General features: G+C 60.1%; 14 protein-coding genes. 9 read left to right on the forward strand and 5 right to left on the reverse strand.

All coding sequences use genetic code 11. The features are described from left to right. The first annotated feature begins 561 nt into the window (after nucleotides 1-561). The 4 genes from A4F85_RS29675 to A4F85_RS30655 all read left to right on the forward strand — a co-directional run bounded on the left by A4F85_RS29675 (nucleotide 562) and on the right by A4F85_RS30655 (nucleotide 4,103). Nucleotides 562-1,287, forward strand: coding sequence for a hypothetical protein (locus A4F85_RS29675; protein WP_082848207.1), 726 nt, complete (start codon nucleotides 562-564; stop codon nucleotides 1,285-1,287). Nucleotides 1,288-1,916: 629 nt separating this feature from the next. Next, nucleotides 1,917-2,561, forward strand: a complete 645-nt coding sequence (locus A4F85_RS31170) for a hypothetical protein (RefSeq protein ID WP_231890553.1) — start codon at nucleotides 1,917-1,919, stop codon at nucleotides 2,559-2,561. Nucleotides 2,562-3,011: 450 nt separating this feature from the next. Further along, nucleotides 3,012-3,347, forward strand: coding sequence for a hypothetical protein (locus tag A4F85_RS30650; RefSeq protein ID WP_156517027.1), 336 nt, complete (start codon nucleotides 3,012-3,014; stop codon nucleotides 3,345-3,347). Nucleotides 3,348-3,863: 516 nt separating this feature from the next. Continuing rightward, the gene (locus A4F85_RS30655; protein WP_156517028.1) at nucleotides 3,864-4,103 is read left to right on the forward strand and encodes a hypothetical protein; all 240 of its coding nucleotides are present in this window, start codon (nucleotides 3,864-3,866) and stop codon (nucleotides 4,101-4,103) included. Between the two features lie 229 nt (nucleotides 4,104-4,332). Here the strand turns inward: A4F85_RS30655 and A4F85_RS14490 are convergent, their stop codons facing one another. After that, complete coding sequence (locus tag A4F85_RS14490; RefSeq protein ID WP_063326976.1) at nucleotides 4,333-4,770, reverse strand: hypothetical protein; 438 nt, start codon at nucleotides 4,768-4,770, stop codon at nucleotides 4,333-4,335. A 2-nt stretch (nucleotides 4,771-4,772) separates the two neighbouring features. Then, entirely contained in the window at nucleotides 4,773-5,714 is a 942-nt protein-coding gene (locus tag A4F85_RS14495) for a LysR family transcriptional regulator (protein WP_063326977.1), read from the reverse strand. A 66-nt stretch (nucleotides 5,715-5,780) separates the two neighbouring features. Here A4F85_RS14495 and A4F85_RS14500 point away from each other — a divergent pair, with 66 nt between their 5' ends. The 3 genes from A4F85_RS14500 (at nucleotide 5,781) to A4F85_RS14510 (ending at nucleotide 7,562) form a co-directional block, all read left to right on the forward strand. Beyond that, a complete protein-coding gene (locus tag A4F85_RS14500) occupies nucleotides 5,781-6,563 on the forward strand; it encodes an SDR family NAD(P)-dependent oxidoreductase (protein ID WP_063326978.1) in 783 nt (260 codons plus the stop codon). A gap of 83 nt (nucleotides 6,564-6,646) precedes the next feature. After that, nucleotides 6,647-7,114 carry a MerR family DNA-binding transcriptional regulator gene (locus A4F85_RS14505; protein ID WP_063326979.1) on the forward strand — a complete coding sequence of 156 codons (468 nt, stop codon included), beginning with the start codon at nucleotides 6,647-6,649 and terminating at the stop codon, nucleotides 7,112-7,114. Then, nucleotides 7,107-7,562, forward strand: coding sequence for a PaaI family thioesterase (locus A4F85_RS14510; protein WP_063326980.1), 456 nt, complete (start codon nucleotides 7,107-7,109; stop codon nucleotides 7,560-7,562). Before A4F85_RS14505 ends, A4F85_RS14510 begins: the two co-directional genes overlap by 8 nt. 106 nt (nucleotides 7,563-7,668) lie before the next feature. On the opposite strand, the gene A4F85_RS29685 is transcribed toward A4F85_RS14510, so the two are convergent. The 3 genes from A4F85_RS29685 to A4F85_RS14520 all read right to left on the reverse strand — a co-directional run bounded on the left by A4F85_RS29685 (nucleotide 7,669) and on the right by A4F85_RS14520 (nucleotide 12,835). Continuing rightward, complete coding sequence (locus tag A4F85_RS29685; RefSeq protein WP_082848208.1) at nucleotides 7,669-8,970, reverse strand: multidrug transporter MatE; 1,302 nt, start codon at nucleotides 8,968-8,970, stop codon at nucleotides 7,669-7,671. 454 nt (nucleotides 8,971-9,424) lie between these two features. Further along, nucleotides 9,425-10,540, reverse strand: a complete 1,116-nt coding sequence (locus A4F85_RS14515; protein WP_063326981.1) for a 3-deoxy-7-phosphoheptulonate synthase — start codon at nucleotides 10,538-10,540, stop codon at nucleotides 9,425-9,427. Nucleotides 10,541-10,612: 72 nt separating this feature from the next. Beyond that, nucleotides 10,613-12,835 (reverse strand): hypothetical protein, encoded by a 2,223-nt coding sequence (locus tag A4F85_RS14520; RefSeq protein ID WP_063327990.1) that lies wholly within the window; start codon nucleotides 12,833-12,835, stop codon nucleotides 10,613-10,615. Between the two features lie 189 nt (nucleotides 12,836-13,024). Between A4F85_RS14520 and A4F85_RS14525 the strand changes: the two genes are divergently transcribed. Together A4F85_RS14525 and A4F85_RS14530 are read left to right on the forward strand one after the other, a co-directional pair. Then, nucleotides 13,025-13,768 (forward strand): GntR family transcriptional regulator, encoded by a 744-nt coding sequence (locus A4F85_RS14525; RefSeq protein ID WP_012203963.1) that lies wholly within the window; start codon nucleotides 13,025-13,027, stop codon nucleotides 13,766-13,768. After that, on the forward strand, nucleotides 13,765-14,583 hold the full coding sequence (locus A4F85_RS14530) for a 3-hydroxybutyrate dehydrogenase (protein ID WP_047325954.1): 819 nt from the start codon (nucleotides 13,765-13,767) through the stop codon (nucleotides 14,581-14,583). The genes A4F85_RS14525 and A4F85_RS14530 overlap by 4 nt, the downstream gene beginning before the upstream one ends. Nucleotides 14,584-14,653: the final 70 nt, after the last annotated feature.

Genomic DNA, 14,653 nt, shown 5'->3' on the forward strand with positions numbered 1-14,653 from the left:
GAGTGCAAGGTGGGATGAGTGTTTTCGGCTTGGATGCGACGATGGCGGCCATTCGAAGGGAGTAAATATGGAACGGACTACAGGGCCGACCGTGGAGGCATCCCATCGGATTGCGCAAGTTCTCGGCGCGCTTTCTTCTTACCTTTACTGCGAGGACGATGACGTTGCTGATGTGATCTGGGCGTGGGGACAGTTCACTCTTGAGGGGCGAGCCAGCGCGAAGAAATCGGTGCTCGGTTTGGTGGCTGGGGGAAAGAACGGGATAGGTTGAGAGAGCTCCGCTCAACCGTTGGCGAGAAGGGCCGCAGGTTGATTACTGTGCAGTCTCGACTCCTTGAATAGGCTCAGATGGTTGCCAGATTGAGGGCAATCGATCATAGGCAGTCACTCCATCATTGGTCTTTGACGACTACAAAGGTCTTCAATCTTGAAATTTCTAGGTTTGTCTAAAAGATTTGTTTGCGATTGCTCACTCTCATCAGAGCAGATAGAATTATGCTTATAAGAGCGACGAGAATTTTTTCATATACCTTAACCTAGTTAGTTTTCAAGGGAAACAGCGTGGAAATACTGCAACAAGCCGCTAGAAAACTCGCAAATTCGATGCGAATCTATACCGAGACTCACATTGACTTTCAGAGACTTGTGCATATTGACAAAGAAGAAGCAATTGATAACCTAGATCGCGCATTTGAGTCTAAGCTTGAGGCCTTTCATAGCCTGTATGACGTATCTAAAGAGCATTTAGATTATTTCGCGAACGCAGATACGGCAACATTAATAATGATTCGCAATGCAATCCATCATCGCGACCACTTGCTCTTCAAAGGCTGGAACCAAGAAATGGCGCTAGACGAAGGGTTCAAGAGGTATATGGGGGCCGAGTTTCTTCTAGTTGACTATCCAACCTTAGGATCTCCCTCCAAGATGCGATATTTCTATAAGCTCGAAGACTTCTATCTTCGTATAGATGAGACCATGGGTTCCCCTTACCTCGAGAAAAAAATGGGACCAGTGAACCGTAGAAAACTACTGAATCAGCTTAATATAGATCTGTTCTTTTCTGAAATAAGAAAGCGCGCAGAATCCGGGCGATACCCACTTAAGCAAGTCTATGTAAATGTAATTCCCATCTTCATTTCTGCAACGTGTCGATCTTTCAGTGCATTAAAAGGAGTCGGAGTAAATTTTTGGGGTTTTGATGCGAAAGCATACGAGATTCCATTTACCAATGAACTTGAGGTAGATTTCTCAAAAATCATTTATTCACCCTTACGTATAACCTAACCGTTAAAATTTCACTCAAGCCGTTTCAGCTTCGCGGCGCGGATTAATTCAGGCATCAAGCATATAAAAGGATCGCAAATGGCAAGCAAATATTTTTCAGTCATGTATTACTACTTTACTCCGGGTAGTGGTTCAAAAAACTCGACGACATTCTCTGGCAAAGTGGCGAGTGAAAGTGAGAAACTAGTTATGCAGATTCTAGAAAATAAACATCCAGGCAAAGAAATTGAGCTACGAAAAATCACTTGGAAATAAGCCATAGTAAAACATCACTCGAGCGGACTTACTTACAGCAAGCCGCTTACACTTTCCGTTGTGCCGCATGAGATTTCCTGTGTTTCCTATTTTTTGGTTAAACAATCGTTTGTACCAGCTTTATAGGTGAATCCCTTTGCAAATAGCGCTCTGACGAAATGATCACTCAAGTAACATACAGCAGTATTGGAGGTTAAAAAGAATATTTGACAAATGACCATCGTAAATCCCTTTCAGATGTTCGAGTCTGCTGCAAAATAACGCTTGCAAGAACTGGAGCAAACCTATAGCTGGGGAATTTAATTCGCTGGAGCACCTTCACCTTGTGAATTCAACCGGTTGATGCAACACAATCACTGCACTTGGCGCAAGGAGTGCTGTCTATCAAGCAACAGCAATTGGCTACTGAGCAAATTGCATCCATAGATCCGAAAGCTGAATTGACACGCGCCCTCAGGAATCCATCGGGCCACAACATCCAGGCGCGGCACCTCCTCATCGTCATCGCCGAGCAGCAGCTCAAAGGCTTTGAAGACCGCGCGCTCCACGCGCTTGGTCAGGTCTTCATCGCTGAAGACCTCGCGGCACGTCTTGCGCAGCCTGCTGCTGATGCTTCAAACGCCGCATCCGACCTGCGAGGCCCTTCCCGCGCGGTGGTTGGATTAGCCAAAATAGCCAATCACCGGAGGACTTCCAACATGCGCGTAACTGCCACCGAAGCCAAGAATCGTTTTGGCAGCCTCTGCGCGCAAACCAAGCGCGGGCCCGTGTTCGTCGACAAGGCGGGCCAAGTCGACACGGTCATCCTCTCGGTCGAGCAGTACATGGCCTTGCAAGCCAAGCACGACGAAGCGGACAGCGCCACCTGCAAAAAGGCATTCGAAACCGAATATGGCGAGTGGATCGCGGCTCAGAACGCCCGCGTTGAAGCCCAGCATCCCCGGTGCCGACCTGCGTCCATGGTGAGTCTGGATGGCGCAGTACGACGACTTCGCCGATCCAGGTTCAACTGTGGCTAAGGGCATACCTCAAGTGGTCACCATCCAGAGTGATCAGCTTGATGCGCTGGCCGTCCGCATGAGTATCCCGATTGCAGCGTCGGGCTTTGGAGGCAAGGTTCCCATGGCACTCTGTGCCGGTCATCATGGTCAAGGGAGAGCGGCTGCACGCGCTCGCGCAATTTGCCGCGCCTTTACCAGCGAAGGCTTTGCGGCGCCCTGTCGGTAACGTCGCGGCGCAGGCCAGCACGCTGGTACGGCGCTTGAGGCGGTTCTGTCAGGGATCTAGAGCGTGCCATGAGCTTTGGTTCGCCGCCACTGGTCAGGCGAGTAGAGTTCGTCGGTGCCCTCAAGCCCTATCCAACGGACGTCAGTGATGAAGAGTGGAGCTTTTCTGCGTCTTACCCGCCCTGATTGATCAGCACACGTTTCCCGAGCCAATCCATCCTTAATTCATTTGAGTAATTCAAAATGTGGTCTCCAGCCAGTATCGACCAATTGCAGGAATATCGGATTGCGTTGTGCCAAGCGCCTGACGGCGCTCGTACACATGCGCTGCAACTCGCGACAGAGGCGCAGACACCGGAGCACGCCGTTTTTATGACTAAAGTCGTTCCTACGGAACTACTTTTGAGAGGTAATTTGCGAGCAATCTCAAAGGCTGTCACCTTAACCAACGGTCAACGATATTGGGTAGACCCGCATGGGGTTTGGCTCACCTTGGAAGAACTTGATGCAATCGAAAGCGATGACGACTCCGAAGTTCCCTGGATCAATGGATTGCCTGCTCTTTTTGCGCCGAAATAGCAGAATATCATCCATCAACCATCTAATGGATGATTATTCTCAATGACATGCTATTGCACACTATTTATTCGATCCGATGATCGCTCAGAACTTCCTTCGGAAATATTTTTGAAATCTTCACGGGAGAATTTCGATTTTACAGATGAAGAATCTCCAGAACGACGCCAGACGCGAAGACGACTAGACGCTGCTGGAATCCGAAGGCGACCCGATCTGCCTAGGTATGGGTGGGTTTTAGACACGAACGGTACGGTTCTCAGTACAAGCATAGAGGATCACATTAAATCCTTGCTAAGCTGCCTGAATAATGAAAGAAGCCTTGGCGATCTGAAATCAATGGGTTATAAATATTATTTTTCAGTCTTCTGGGGCGGAAATGGGACGGGAGGTGGCCCATTTATTACAAGCGAAACTTTGGCGCTTCTCGCCGGGCATGAAGCAGAAATAGAAATTTGCTTCTACTACGAAGATGCGTCTTAGTTTCCGAGTCCAAAACCAGGAGCGCTCTGAGAGAGTATGCTGCAATCGCACGTAGTGCAGAAGCAGGTTCTACAAATGAAAAGGACAGTCGAAAATATGACGCTCAGAAGTTGGCTGGCGGAGCAAATAAAAATATCTGCATACGCGGTAGAGCAGCTGAAACATCTGAAAGGCAGCAACGTTCTGGAATATCATGCAGACCGTCTTGTTCGTTATCAGGCGACGCTCTTGTCGCTCGATGAATACGAAGAATGGCTGACTGACTCCTGCGGCTGATATTTTGCCAAAGTTCCGTTGATAATCAGCTTGCGAAATTCTCGCCATCGGGCTGACCGGGACTCAAGCGACGATAATCCATATATTTGAGTTCATCATTTTCTTATTGGCGCGGCGCTTGGATTTTCGGCCAGAGGCGGACACGGTGCTGCATCGACTGGTTGAATTCACAACGGTTGAATCCACCGTCGTTCTACGCCAGCCAAGGCCCCGTTTTTTCCCGTCAAGATCAACGACCAACGATGGCGCTGGGCTCTTCATCGACGGCATCCTCGTCGCAATCCAGCCTCACGACATCGAATTCAACGTGATCGACGTCTGGAACTTTCCCAAAATCGACGAGGAATCCGTGAACCAGCACCAGTCCACGGCCTGCATCGATAACCCTCCCCGTGCCGCTGTACGTGTAATGTCCGGTCCTGATCAGTCTGTCGCGCCCCAGCTTTTCTCGCTCGTCCTGCGGCCAATCGAAGCCATACGGTGATTGGAGCAGCCGGACGTCCAATGCACTGAGACGATTGCGAACCCTCTGTCCGGCGCTCAAGGTGCAGGGGTGGCAGAACACGGTGACGGCCGCCTGGTCGCTGGCTAGCGTAACGGACGCAGCTTCGCCGCCCGGCTCATCGACGTGCAAGACCAGAAGATCTGGAAAGACCGTGCCTGTCATGGCTACGCGTCGGGGCTGGCCGCCTTCGCCTTCTCTGCTGGCAGTTGCAGCCCGTCTGCCAGCGCCGCACCCAGCGCGTCAATGACCGCCCGCACGCCCGGCACGTTGCGGCGGTCGCGGTGATAGGCCAGGTACACCGGGCAGGAAGGCAGTGGCGCATCCACCTCCAGCCGCACCAGGCCGGGCACGGCATGGGCCATGGCGTCGGGCAACAGGCAGATGCCCTGGCCTTGCTCCGTGGCCTCCTGGCGGGCCAGGTCGGAGCCGGATCGAAAGACGAACCGGGTAGCTCCCCGGCTGGTCAGCCACAGGTTGGAGGCGTCCTGCCGGCCGGTGGCCAGGTCCTGTCCCACGAAGTCGTGGCTGGCGAAGTCCTGCACGCGCAGGTGGCGACCCGGCAGGCGCTGCTCGACATAGCCGTGCGAGGCGTACAGGCCAAACGTCAGTTGCCCTGCCCATTTCTCCACCACCACGGCCGAACTGGAGCGCCCGACCCTGAGCGCCACATCCACTTCGCGCCGCCCGACATCCGTGAAGCGCGACTCCACGGCCACTTCGATATGCAGTCCGGGATGCGCGCTTCTCAACTGCGAGAGCACGGCGGTCACGGGCTTCACGAAGCCCTCTCCCATGCTGACGCGGATGGTGCCGGTCAGCGCATGGGCCTTCTCATCGGGCCGGTCGTCGCGCTTGATGCCGCCCAGTCCCAGCTCGAACTGCTCGGCCAGTTCCACCAGTTCCATTGCATCGGGCTCGACCGTCGTCCCTGCGCTGCTGCGGTGTACCAGGGCGCGGCCCAGGGATTGCTCCAGCGCCTCGATGCGCCGCGCCACGGTGGAGGTGGACAGGCCCAGGGCAGCGCCTGCGGCAAGCAGGCTTTGGTGGCGGTGAAGCGCCAGGAGCACGCGCAGGTCATCCCAGGTGGTGGGCGATTGGTTTTTCATGAATGCAAATCAGCTTACCAGCGCTGCCCATTCCCAGCCGGGCACCCCGTCGCAATACTCGAGTGCATGAAAACCCCTTTTGATTTCTCCCAGAAAACCGTCCTGGTGACCGGCGCCTCCATGGGCATCGGCGAAGTATTTGCCAGGGAACTTGCCCGCCGTGACGCCAAAGTCGTGCTGATCGCGCGCAGCCGCGACAGGCTCGAAAAGCTCGCCAGCGAATTGCCCGGCGCCGAATTCCTGGTCGAGGACCTGGCCACACCCGGGGCGGCCCGGCGGGTCTTCGATGCCATTAGCGCCAGGGGCCTGCTGCCGGATCTGCTGGTGAACAACGCGGGCTTCGGCACCCATGGCAGGTTTGATGAACTGGCGCTGGCCATGCAGCGGGAGGCCATCGACCTGAATGTGGGCGCCCTGGTGGAATTGACGCACCTATGTCTCCCCGCACTGGAGCAGCGCCAGGGCGGCGTCATCAACATCGCCTCCACGGCAGCGTTTCAGCCGGTCCCGTACATGGCGGTCTACGCCGCGACCAAGGCCTTCGTCCTTTCGTTCAGCGAAGCGCTCTGGGCCGAATACCGGCCGCGCGGCGTGCGCGTGTTGGCGTTGTGCCCGGGCGCTACCGACACGGCGTTCTTCGCCCGCGCCGGCGAGGCCGCATCGTTTGGGAAAAAAGCGTCCAGCGAAGACGTGGTTCGCCTGGGGCTGAAAGCCTTCGACGACAACCGCGCCTCGGTGGTGCACGGTTGCGCCAACTACCTCACGGCCCTGGGCGCCCGCGTTGCCACGCGCGAGTTCATGGCCCGGTTCACGGCGCGCGTGATGAGGCCTGCAGCGCAGCCGGCTTGAAGACGACTGGCCAGAGACAGCGATAGAAAAAACCTGTCACCTCCCCAACCCTAGCCCAGCACGAGCCTTGCTAGCCTTGGCACATGCTGATCTCCGAACTCGCCCAGCTCACGGGCGTCTCCATCCACGCGCTGCGGCACTACGAGCGCGCGGGCCTGCTCAAGCCCCGGCGCCTGCCCAATGGCTACCGCGACTATCCGCGCTCGGCCCGGCGCGAGGTGGTGTTCATCGCCATGTCCCGCGCGCTGGGGTTCGGGCTGCCGCGCATTGCGGAGAACCTGCGCGCCTGGCGTGCGGGGCGCATAGGCCCCGGTGACCTGGCCGATGCCGTGCAGCAGCGCGTGCAGGAGATAGACGAACAGATCTCCGCGCTGCAGGCCCAGCGCGCCCAGGCCCTGGACCATGTGCAGTGGCTGCGCGCCCGCCAGGCCGAGCGGGATCTGGCGCAGACGGCACCGGCCCCAGCCAGCACCCCCGACAAATCCGCCGCGCCCTGGCCGCGCGTGCGCCGTGCCGCTTCACCCACCACGAAGGAGACAAGCCATGACTGAGCCGACCAACCACCCCACCCCATCCACCCAGGCGCTGCAGAAGGCCGTGCTGGCCATGCCCATGGCGCGCACCCTGGGCCTGCGCTTTGTGCGGGCCGAGCCCGGCGCCACCGAGCTGGAGATGCCCATTGCCGATGCCCTGTGCTTTCAGCCGGGCCAGTTGCAGGCCACGGCGATCTTTGCGCTGGGCGACTTTGCGGCGGTGTCAGCCGCAGGCTCTGTGCTACCGCCAGGCTGGGCCAATGCCACGGTGGACGGCAGCGTCAAGCTCTTCGCCCCCGCACGCGGCACCCACCTGCGGGCGCGCGGCCGCGTGGTGGATGCCGGCCGCGTGCTCAGCATCTGCGCGGCGGACCTGTACGCGGTGGCCGAGGATGGACATGAAACGCATTGCGCGACCTGGCTGGGCACGGCGCGCAATCTGGAGCCCAGGCCAGCGCGGGCCTGAGGGCGCTTCCGCCGCCTCCCCACCCCGTATGTCAGCGCCTGCGTCGTGGCGGTTGCGGGGCTGCGAGGTTGTCGAAGGGCAGACGACCTCGCCAAGGCCGCCACGGCTACAAGCTTTTCTTCAAGCCAATCTTCTCTTCAGATAGAGACTCTCGCCTACTGTGAATAAGCAATATCAACAGCGCACAGGACACGAGAGAAGAAAACGAGAAAATATAATTGATCATAGAATAACTGGAGCCATGAAAACCCAATGACATTGGAGCAAAGAACATCACTGCATAAATAGTCCAAAAAATCATTCTTGATGACCAATAAAGACCAAGCCCGCCAGAAATTGCTGCCGCATAGAAGAACACCACATCCGTAACTCCTTTGCACACCAAGGAAAGGAAACCTTCCCCGACAATTTGAGAACCATTCGCTTCTGATATTTCATAGAACAGCATGAATACAGACAATGCAACAACTGGAATAATGACACAAAAAATCATCAATGACGATGAATCTCTAATGAACTGAAATTGCACTGCCCATTTTCCACGATTTTTGGATATCTCCATTGCCAGAAGAGCACAGACTCCCATGGCAGGCAGTTCTGCCATCAGCAATATGGCAGAAGCTTGAGATTGAATTGCAGAATACATTGCACCCAGCCCTGCAATAGACATTGACAATATATAAAGCAGATATTTCCCAAAGAACGCATTGGCATAGCCAGGGATCAAAACGGAAAATATTCTTCTGCCAGGCAAAACCCGAAAATTGAATGAAAATCTGAATTGACAGTATTTCCGCATCAAGGCATATGCGGCAACGGAAAAAATGATGTCACTGAACAGATAGGCCAGAGCGACCGAATCATCACTCATCCACTCATTCTTCCCAAGCAGCGCCAGCACAACAATCACACAGGCTGCATGGAAAAAAACCTGCCACATTCTGAATTTTGCAACGATGGCAGTATGTGATCTTGACTCAAGAACGCAGCCACATACATTGATGATTCCGAAGAAGGGAATACACAGAATTATCAATCTTGCCTGGGATATGGCTCCATCCAATAGCTCCTCTGGCAAACCGGACATCAGGGTTTTCGAGATAACAGGAAGCCAATACACCAGAATAAAACAAAACCCGGTGTACAGAAATACCAGCCAAAACAGCAAACTGATGAGCGAGTCCGATTGCTCCTTATCTTTGCTGGAAGCCATTTCCGAAAAGAAGATCGCCCCAATACTCGCAGGCAATACAAAGAAAAGTGATGCAAAGGAAAGGGCTATGCTGAATTGGGCAACGAGAGTCGAGCTATAAAAACTAATGGCAAAAATGGTGACCATGGAGGCAAGCGGTGGGGCGGCGCGTCCAACTGCAAGATCAAATACCCGCTTTGCATCACCAGGCCTCATACCTACCCCTCCTCCGCAGAATCAAAACCAATGATATATGACTCGAATTCTTTGAAATGAAGATCCTGCTCTTCTTTGATAGAGCCATTCATTTCCCTTGTCCTTCGCCCCCCTCATCCCGGAACATGGACCACCATAACAATGGCGGCCAAATATATTGGTGCAATCCTCGAAATACATCTGGATGCAGCAATAGAAGAATCTTTTAATCCGACATGAATAAATCAATCATTCATTGCAAAAATGCATGATGCAATCGGACTGATCTGAAAGTATTGATACACAGCCTGGGCTGCACCAGCGCCTGAATGGAATTCGCAGTCTGCCGACCCTGCTTTTACATCGGCGACTCATATGCACGCCACTGCGCTGTGGCGATTGCATTGCAGTCCTGCCGAAGGACAGGACTGCCCCATTGCCTGACGCGTGTCCAAAACAGACCCGGCCAGTCAACTCACCCCTGCAGCTTCGCCCGCCGCGCCTTCACCGCCGCAGCCAGCTGCTCCAGCACAGGCACGGTCTGCTCCAGGCTGATGCAGGCATCGGTCACGGACACGCCATGCGCCAGCGGCTGGCCGTCCACGATGTCCTGCCGCCCTTCCTGCAGGTGGCTTTCGATCATCAGCCCCGTGATGCGGGCATCGCCACCGGCGATCTGCTGGGCCACGTCGGCCGCCACGTCGATCTGGCGGCGGTGCTGCTTGCTGCTGTTGGCGTGGGAGACATCGATCATGACCTGCGGGCGCAGGCCTGCGCCTTCCAGCAGGGCGCAGGCGGCCTGCACATGCTCGGCGCCGTAGTTGGGCTGCTTGCCGCCGCGCAGGATGACGTGGCAGTCGCCATTGCCGCGGGTCTCGAAGATGGCGGACTGGCCCATCTTGGTCATGCCCATGAAGGCGTGGGGCGCGCTGGCCGCCTGGATGGCGTCGCTGGCCACCTTGACGCCACCGTCCGTGCCGTTCTTGAAGCCCACGGGGCAGGACAGGCCGCTGGCCAGCTGGCGGTGGCTCTGGCTTTCCGTGGTGCGCGCGCCGATGGCGCCCCAGCTGACGAGGTCGCTGATGAACTGCGGCGACAGCAGGTCCAGGAATTCCGTGCCCACGGGCAGGCCCAGGGCCAGCACGTCCAGCAGCAGGGCGCGGGCCATTTCCAGGCCTTCGTTGATGGCGAAGCTGCCGTCCAGGTGCGGGTCGTTGATGTAGCCCTTCCAGCCCACGGTGGTGCGGGGCTTCTCGAAGTAGACGCGCATGACCACGAGCAGCTCGCCAGACAGGGCGTCGGCCTGGGCCTTGAGCTGGCGCGCATAGTCCATGGCCTGGTCGTGGTCGTGGATGGAGCAGGGTCCGACGACGACGATGAGCCGGTCGTCCCGGCCCTGCAGCACGTCCGAGATGGCGGCGCGGCTGGTTTCCACCAGTTGCTGCGCGGCCTCGGGCGCGGGCAGCCATTCCTGCAGCAGGGCCGGGGTGATCAGGGGGCGCACGGCCTTGATGCGCAGGTCGTCGATGCGGGTGGTGTCGTGCGTGCTCAGGGGCACGGCACTGCGTTGTACGTGGGTGGGGGAGGTCATGGCGCTATTGTCGCGCCTTGAGGTTTCCCGACCGGGGCGGGGCAAGTGGCTTGCCCGCCCCTTGGCATCGACTTACTGAGCCGCCGCTGCAGGTGCTGGTGCCGCTGCCGCTGCAGGCGCGGACTCTGGCGCAGCCGGCACAGCGGCCGGTGCCGCGCCGTACTGCCAGCCGGCGGGCAGCAGGCCATCGACCCAGTGCAGGCGCCAGGCCATCAGCGCCAGCAAGGCCACCACGGCCAGCGCCACCAGGGTGTCGCGCAGGCCGTTGCCTTCCGCATAGGGGTCGCCCGCCGTGCGCCGTGCACCCACCGGCACCTTGGCGGTCTGCGAGAGGCTGCGGCCCAGCGGCAGGTTGATGCGCATGCGGCCGTTGATGGCCCAGCCGCTGGCGTCCAGGATGGGCCCCAGGCTGCGCTGGCGCAGCTTGAGCCAGGCAATCATCATGCTGGGCCCGGAGATGGCCGCGATGAGGCCGACCAGGGCCACGGGAATCCAGGGCCCCAGGTCGATGAACTTGCCGAAGATGCCAACCAGCACGGCGCTGATGGAGCCCAGGGCCACGCCCAGGGCGGCCACGGTGCCCACATCGGTCTTGCGCGATGCGGCCGCAGCCGTGGCGGCTGTGGCGTTGGCCGCAGCGGTGCCGGGCGCCGTGCCCAGGCTGGCGGTCACGCCCTCTTCCTTGGCCGAGGCGCGCTTGGCAACCTGCTCTTCCACCATGCGCAGGAATTTCTTGTAGGGCAGGAAGAAGGCCTGGCCGATGCTGGTGGGGTTCTCGATGAGCTTGACGATGGTGGCGTCCCAGTCGTTGCCCGCGCGGTCATAGAACACGCCGTTGCGGCCCACGAAGAGAAAATCCACATCGCCCGCCGTGAAGGCCGCGACGATGGCTTTCTTCTTGCCCTCGCGCCGCAGCTCGCAGTAGGCCAGGCAGGTCTTGGCACGGCCGGCCAGCGCGGCGTGGGCGGCGGTGTCGCTCACTTCCACGGTCAGGTCGCAGCTGCGCGCATCCAGGTAGAGCGTGCCGGCCTGGAAGGCCGCGCCCTCGCGCCGGTAGAAGCTGCTGAACGAGACGAAGTTGTTGAGCAGCACCAGCAGGTCGCGCTGCAGGCGGATGAGCTTTTCCAGCGCCACGGCCTGCAGGCTGTGTTCCTTCTCGGACTCGTCCTGGGCGATGAGGTCCAGAAGCGCGGCTTCCTGCCCGCCGTCCAGCAGCGCCTGCACCTCCTGTTGCGACAGGGCATCGAGCGGCGTGGCGGGCCGGGCCGCCAGCCATTGGCGGCAGGGCTGCAGGGCGGCCTTGACCTGCTCCCACTGCGCGGCGGTGATCTCCTGCAGGTCCTCGCCCAGCACGGGCTGCACGGCCTGCTCGCGCAGGGCCTGCAGCGCGCCGGCCCAGGCGGGGTTGACGCCCTGGGCCAGCGGCAGCGCGCGGTCGGCCGCCACGGCGGCCAGCGGCAGCGCGGCAATGGCCTGGGCGCCACTGTCCAGCACCTCACGGCCCAGGGCGGCATAGCCTTCGATGGAGGGGTTGAGCGGGTCCTGCGCGCGCGTGTCGAAGGCGGCCAGCCGCGTGCGTGCGAAGAAGTCGTCCACCTTGGCCTGCACCGCGTCCACGGCGCGGGCGGCGGCCAGGGCCTGGTCGCGCTCGGCAATGCCGCAGCCCAGGGCCTCGGCGCCTGCATGCCAGTCGCGCAGGGAACGCAGGTCGGCATAGAAGGACTCGGCCTGCTTGCGTGCGATGCCGGCCACGCCATCGGCGCCCGCCGCCGTGCCATAGGCCTTGCCGATGCGCTCGACCAGCGCGGCCAGCGCCTTGTCGTCCCCGGCGGTGGCGGGGCTGACGATGCCGTCGCCATTGAAGCGCATGGCCGCCAGGGAGGCCAGGCGCTCGCGCACCTGGGCCAGGCTCAGCGCGGCGCCGCCGGCCTGGCCGGACAGGGCCAGCATGCGCTCGGCCTCGGCATGCAGCAGGGCGCCCTGCTCGCTGTCGCGCTCCAGGCTGGACAGTTGCAGCACGTCGCCGCCATCGGCCAGCACCTGGGGGTCACGCACGCGCGCCACGGCCCATTGGCAGGCGGCGATCAGTTCGGGCGGGCGGATGCGGCCGTCCTTGTCTTCGTCGATCAGGTCCAGCGTGTCGCTGTCGAACTCGATGCCGCGCGTGGGGCAGGCCAGGGCCACCCACAGCTTCTGGTCCAGCTCGCCGATGTGCGCAATGTCCTGCCCGGTGCGGATGACCACCTGGTCCACTCCACCGGCGCGAAAAAACTCCCAAGCATGTTGCTGCTGCATGAAATACCCAACGGCCGCACTGGCCAACATTCAAAAAACGAAAACGAAAAACCGAAAAAGGGCCGCAGTTTAAAAGTCATTCGGCCTGCTCAATTGAAGACATTTGTCAACGATGGGCGTCAGCACAGGCTGTCAAGGCTGGCGCTTTGTGTGAAAATAAAAGCACTGAATAGATACTTTATTGCCTCCATGCCCTCCAACTCCACCGCATCGGCCCCTCAACAAGGCCGGGACAAGCTGCACCTGCAGCTGGCGCGGCTGTTCCGCAGCAAGGTGTCCACGGGCGCCTGGCCCGTGGGCAGCGCCATTCCCACGGTGCAGGAGCTGGAGGCGCTGCATGGCGTGTCGCGCACCACGGTGCGCATGGCGCTGGGCGCCCTGGTGGCAGAGGGCCTGCTGCTCACGCGCAAGCGCGGCGGCACGCGGGTGATTGCGGCGCCCTACAAGCCGCCGTCCTTCCTGCTGCCCACCAGCTGGAAGGAGCTGGTGGCCTTTGGCGCCCACATCGGCCAGATCACCCTGCACACCGGGCGCGACTGCCTGCCGCCGATTCCCGAAGGCTTCCCCGACGTGGGCCGCATGGCCCCCGCCTACGTGCACCTGCTGCGCGTGTACGACCATGACGCGGCGCGGTTCTGTCTGTCGCAGCTGTACCTGGAGCAGGAACTGTTCCCCGAGATCGAGGCCCAGCTGGAGCGCAGCTCCCTGGCCGTGGCCCTGAGCAGCGACCCCTCGCGCATTGCCGTGGCGCGCCAGCACCTGAGCGTGGCGCCGGCCGACGAACTGGCCGCCGAGCACCTGGGCGTGGCCCTGGGCACGCCGCTGATGCAGGCGCTGCGCTGGGCATGCAATGCCGATGGGCTGCTGATCTACTGGGCGCGGGTGCGCTTTCTCAGCGAGTACGTGCATATGGAAATGGATCTCCTGAAATGAACCCGACTTCCTCATTCCCCGCTTCACGCCCGCATGCGGGCCGCGTGGCCTGGATCACCGGCTCGACCAGCGGCATCGGCCTGGCCGTGGCGCGCCATCTGGCCAGCGAGGGCGCAGCCATCGCGCTGCATGGCCAGGCCGCCGCATCGGCCGAGACCGATGCGCTGGTGCGCGAGATCGCCCAAACGCATGGCGTGCCGGTGCGCCACTACGGCCTGGACCTGCGCGACGGCAGCGCCATCGCACCGCTGGCGCAGCGCATTGCGGCCGAGATGGGCGCCATCGACATCCTGGTCAACAACGCAGGCATGCAGCATGTGAGCCCGCTGCTCGAATTCCCCGCCGGCAAGTGGGACGAGCTGCTGGCCGTCAACCTGTCGGCGCCCTTCCACGCCATCCAGGCCTGCGCGCCGCAGATGCTGGAGCGCGGCTGGGGCCGCATCATCAATATCGCCTCGGTCAGTGGGCTGGTGGGCGTGGCGCGCAAGCCGGCCTATGTGGCCAGCAAGCACGGGCTGATCGGCCTGACCAAGTCGGTGGCGCTGGAGTTCGCCACCACGCCCGTGACCTGCAACGCCATCTGCCCCGGCTGGGTGCTGACGCCGCTGGTGCAACGGCAGATCGATGCGCTGGCCGCGCGCGAGGGGCTGGATGCCGACGCAGCGGCGCGCCAACTGCTGGGCGCCAAGCAGCCCTCCCAGGCCTTCGTGACCGTGGAGCAGGTGGCGGCGCTGGCCGGTTTCCTGGCCAGCGAGCAGGCCGCCCAAGTGCGCGGCGCACACTGGAACATGGACGGCGGCTTTGCCGCTGCCTGAGCCGGCCACGCCTCGCCCTGCCCCGCCAAACCCCTTTTTCATACCAACGACAGACAAACCCAACCAGGAG

The organism is Delftia sp. GW456-R20, assembly GCF_001622915.1.
In the GTDB taxonomy this organism is placed as follows: Bacteria; Pseudomonadota; Gammaproteobacteria; order Burkholderiales; family Burkholderiaceae_C; genus Comamonas; species Comamonas acidovorans.